Annotated in this window: 3 protein-coding genes; 1 reads left to right on the forward strand and 2 read right to left on the reverse strand. The window is 39.2% G+C overall.

The genetic code is table 11. The features are described 5' to 3' along the window. Positions 1-91: 91 nt before the first annotated feature. On the reverse strand, positions 92-2428 hold the full coding sequence (locus CP357_RS09475; RefSeq protein WP_098037173.1) for an ATP-binding cassette domain-containing protein: 2337 nt from the start codon (positions 2426-2428) through the stop codon (positions 92-94). Between the two features lie 24 nt (positions 2429-2452). Then, positions 2453-3556 carry a YdcF family protein gene (locus tag CP357_RS09480; RefSeq protein WP_087176282.1) on the reverse strand — a complete coding sequence of 368 codons (1104 nt, stop codon included), beginning with the start codon at positions 3554-3556 and terminating at the stop codon, positions 2453-2455. Positions 3557-3644: 88 nt separating this feature from the next. Here CP357_RS09480 and CP357_RS09485 point away from each other — a divergent pair, with 88 nt between their 5' ends. Then, positions 3645-4301: a CPBP family intramembrane glutamic endopeptidase gene (locus CP357_RS09485; RefSeq protein ID WP_098037174.1), complete on the forward strand. Its 657-nt coding sequence runs from the start codon at positions 3645-3647 to the stop codon at positions 4299-4301. The last annotated feature ends 651 nt before the right edge of the window (positions 4302-4952 follow it).

A 4952-nucleotide genomic window follows, 5' to 3' on the forward strand; every position in this document is an offset into this window, starting at 1 on the left:
CAAGAAAAAGACGGTCAAGCAACTCAAATTAAGAGTTGGATTGATCGTCTTTTGGTATCTGAAAGTTAGTTTTTTCCCAGACACATTTTTCTTATTCGCTTCTAAGCGCGATAGCCGCGTCCTTTTTAGCTGCCATTCTAGCAGGGATGTGACCACCAATTAAAGTTAATACGGTTGAAATAATAATTAAAATCAACGCAGCTTTTGGATCAAGCTGAGCAACATTAGCTAAATCGGTAATCTTATAAATCACGCTGTTGATTGGGAATGTTAATAGGTAAGCGATGAAGACACCGAGCACACCAGAGAAGACACCTAAGATGAAGGTTTCGGCGTCAAAGACGCGAGTGATATCTTTCTTGCGAGCACCTAAAGCCTTCAAGACACCAATTTCCTTGGTTCTTTCGAGAACTGAAGTGTAGGTTAAGATACCAATCATGATCATTGAAGTGATCAATGAAATTGCGGCAAAGGCAACTAGGATAGTCGTAATACCGCCAAGCAAACCACCAGTCATAGTCGTTACGGCACTAGACATATCGGTGTAGATGATCTTGTCGGCCTTCTTTTTGCCCTTGTTCCACTTATCAAGGTAATCAAGAACCTTGTCCTTGTCATCAAAGTTGTTAGGGTAGATCATGATGCCAGTAGGGATGCCTGAACCACCTAAGGTTTGCATGATCATCTTCTTTTCATTAGCCTTCATGCTTTGTCCAGTTAAAACACTGCGGTTAGACTTCTTTTGAGCCTTCACGATGGCAGAATTCTTGTTGTCGTTGATGACATCTTGAGAAAGCTTGTCGCTATATGCGATTCCCGTTGATAAAAGAGCCATCGAATCTTCATTCTTAGGTCTAATTACCCCAGTTAGCTTCAGCTTGGTACCGCCGTTGTACATTGCTGAATTAGCTTTCTTAGGAACAAACATCCCCGTAGGTAATTCTTGGTAGTAGTCATTATTATCAACGATACTGAATTCTTTACCGATTAGCTTACTAAATTTAACACGTTCTTTGTTGTCGACATCAAAGCCAAGGTTCTTCAAAGAATTAATGTTAACGGTATTTTTATTGTCGGTTACTAAAACGAGGTCAGTAGTTTTGCTTGGCCAATGACCAGAGAGCAACTGATAATTTTGCTTCAAGAATGAGCCCTTCTTTTTATTTAAAGCGGTAGGAAAAACAGAGGAACCAATTCCCATCGAACTCATTGCCTGTGAGCGCATTGCTGATATCGACACACTTTGATCAGGATCTGCATTTGAGAATTGAACGCGCTCTACCTTGCCATTGACTTTAGAAAGCAGGTTTAAATTAACTGCTCTTTGATAGGAAACATTGTTGGCATAGTTAGGATTGATCTTTTTAATGTAATCAACGTACTTTTCAGTGATCTTGTTAGTATGCTGCGCTTCCTCACTAGGATCCTTTTTCGCCGTGACATAGCCCCGATTTTTAACATTTTTATCTGAATCTTCGCGGTTATTCATCGAAGTCATATCAGTAGCCGTCTGCGAGATTGCAATCGGGTACTTGGCTAAAGCCTTACTCATGGTTGTATTAATTTGCTTTTGAAAACCGTTAGAGATCGAAAGCACGACAGCAATAGAAATAATGCCGATACTGGAGGCAAAAGCAGTTAAAATAGTTCGACCTTTCTTGGTCATAATGTTGGTAAAACTAAGCTTAATTGCGTTCCAGTAAGACATCTTGGTCCGCTTTAGGTTGAAAGTATCTTTTTCATCCTCTGGCTTAAAGGGCTCGGAATCATGTTGAATCTTGCCATCTTGGAAATTGACGATTCGAGTAGCGTATTTTTCAGCTAATTCCGGGTTGTGCGTAACCATGATGATTAAACGATCCTTAGAAAGCTTCTTGATCAATTCCATGATTTGTACAGAAGTCTCCGTATCAAGCGCACCAGTTGGTTCGTCACAAAGCAAGATATCGGGATCATTGGCAATCGCACGGGCAATGGCAACACGCTGCATCTGACCACCAGATAGTTGGTTAGGGCGCTTGTTGATATGCTCTTTTAATCCAACTTCAGTCAATGCGGCAATGGCTTTTTCATGTCGTTCCTTTTTACCAACACCGGATAAATTCATCCCCAATTCAACGTTAGCAATGATTGATAGGTGGGGAATTAAATTATAATTTTGAAAAATAAATCCGACGCTGTTGTTGCGGTAGGCATCCCAATCGGTTTCCTTAAAATTCTTGGTTGATTTGCCGTTAATGATCAAATCACCTTTGTCATAACGGTCAAGTCCGCCAATCACGTTCAACATTGTCGTCTTACCAGAACCACTTGGTCCTAAGATGGCGACAAATTCCTGATCTCTAAACGAGATCGTTACATCATCTAGGGCATGGGTGATATTGTCTCCAACCTTGTATGATTTAAAAATGTGTTTTAGTTGTAGCATTCAGTCCCTCTCTTCTAAATAGTTTTAGATCACACTAAACTTAATATTACCTGTCGCAACTAAGATAGCTTGTAAGATAAAGAATAAAACTATTACTCCCATGATAACGAAATGACGGCGTTTATGCATGACAAACACTCCGGCAAATTCGCGAATGATAGCGTTAGGCAGATAGTAAAAACGAGTAAAAGCACCGACACCGTTGGCTTTTAGGCCCACTTCTTTAGCTAAAAGCGCCGCTCTAAAAATATGGTAGTTGTTACTAAAAAATTTGGCTTTAAAATTACTACCGCCAAAGTCTTTAGTAGCTAATCTCTTAGAAAAAAGCATATTTTGGTAGGTGTTTTTGGATTTATCTTCAATTAGCAAGTGGTTAGTCTTAATACCCCGTTTTCGGGCAAATTTTGCCATTGCTACGGCTTCGGGTATCTTTTCATCAGGTCCTTGACCGCCTGACATGATGATAATAGGGCGCTTCCTGCCTTTTTGATATTGGCGGTTAGAGTATTGGATAGCCCGGTTGATGCGAGCCGCAAGGAGCTTAGAAACGCGATCACCGTTAATTAATCCAGCACCTAGTACTATTAAATAATCTTGCTTGTAACGGCGTGGGTAGATTTGATATAAGAGCAGATTGACCAAGAAATTGTATAAAACTAAGCCTAGGTAAATAGCGATAGCTGGAATTGAGGCAAGTAAGACGCTGAGCCAGCGCGGTAAGTATTGTCCTGGGCCGAATAAAAATATCAGACTCAGAATTAAAGCAACGAATCCGAAAATTAATGTTAAAAGGTTAGGCAACGTATGACTCTCATATTTCCAAACAAAGTAGGCGTTCCAAAATAGAAAAAACCAAGCGAAGATTAATAGAGCAGTAATTAAGAAAAATGCCGCTAAGACTAATAAATCATAGGCTCGTTGCAAACCGTGACTCGTGCTTTTATGCACCATAACGGTGATCCAAATTACTACTGAAGCAAGAAAAATGGTAAAGAACACGCCATTAATTAAACGACGTGGTTCAACTAGCCATGAGATTAAAAAGACAAAGAACATGACTAGCATGAAAACTGAGATGTAGAAAAATTCGCCTCGTCTCCCAAAAAAGGCGATGATTTCATTCAACATGATGCCCCCTCCTTAGTCATTTTGAGTTATTTCTATTATAATGGAAACAATAGTTAAAAGATGAAAGAATCAAGGTGTTGATAAGAAAATGGCGAAATTTTGGCATTACCTGGGAAATATTGCGGGAGCTATTTTGTCGCTCGCTTTATATATCGAATTGCAAGTATTTTATTTTTACCCACAAAGAATTAGATTAGATCATATGCGTGCGTTAGTGACCGCGCTGGTAACGGTGATTGTACTCTTCGTAATTTTCAATCTGTATAAGCGGCAATTGAAGGAGCATAATGATTGGGGGTTTAATCAGGCGCCACACTGGGATATGCGAAGAATCGGCATTGCAATAATTGGTTTTGTTCTGATTATTATTGTCTCAATGGTGATGTTAAGCTTGGTTGGCCGAGGCGTTTCGAATAATCAACAAGCATTGAATAAGATTGAGCTGCATAGTAAGGGCTTGTTTGAAATTATGGTGGTCTTTATTGCGCCGTTTTGTGAGGAAGTCGTCTTTAGAGGGATGTTTTTCAATATTTTCTTCACGAAGAAAAAGATTACGAATAAGTGGCTCGGCATCATTGTTAGTGGCTTCTTGTTCGCTTATATGCATGATCCGATGCTTAGCAAGTTTATCTTTGTATATTGGGGCTTAGGTATGGTGCTAGCTTGGGTCTACATGCAGACAAAGGACTTACGTTACTCGATGCTGGTGCATATGTGTTATAACGCTATGGGCTTTATTGGATAGAGTGATGTGAAAGAGGCGGTTTGATTACCGCCCTTTTTTATTTGGTCAGTGTATGAAAAAGTAAGGAATATTAAGAAGACTTGAAATGAAGTTAGGAAGAGGTTGTTTGTATGCGTCATGCATTACTCAATGATAAGGCATACAAAAGTCTAAGATACGCTTTAATTGTTGTGGGAATAATTATATTGATATTGCCGTGGATGAATCAGAAGCAATTAAATTATTGGCTTATAGGCCTTTATCTATTTATGTTAGGAGATTGGCTGTGTACTTTTTTGCAGCATCGTTCTGTTAATGTATTAATAGGTTATATAGCAGCGATAATTGTTTGTTTTCTACTACTTTTTTATACTATTAGCATAAATAATTAAAAATATAACATGTGCTATAATGCTTATGGATAAAGATAAATGAAAGTGTTAGTGTGCATGTTGAGGGTCGCTCCTCGACAAAAACGTTAACGTGTGGCTCTGCTTTTGCAGAGCTTTTTTGTATATAAAAGGCGAGCAATGAAAAAAGCTAACCACATGGGTTAGCTGTGATAGTCATTCGAGTTACGCTTGGGGTTAGCAACTAGCACTTGCTAACTCCTTTTCTTGTGTGTCGGGCATGACATTTCATCTAGTCTAGTGAAAGTCTAGACCACGGGTA

Source organism: Lactobacillus sp. UMNPBX6 (genome assembly GCF_002553975.1).
GTDB classification, from domain to species: Bacteria; Bacillota; Bacilli; order Lactobacillales; family Lactobacillaceae; genus Lactobacillus; species Lactobacillus gallinarum.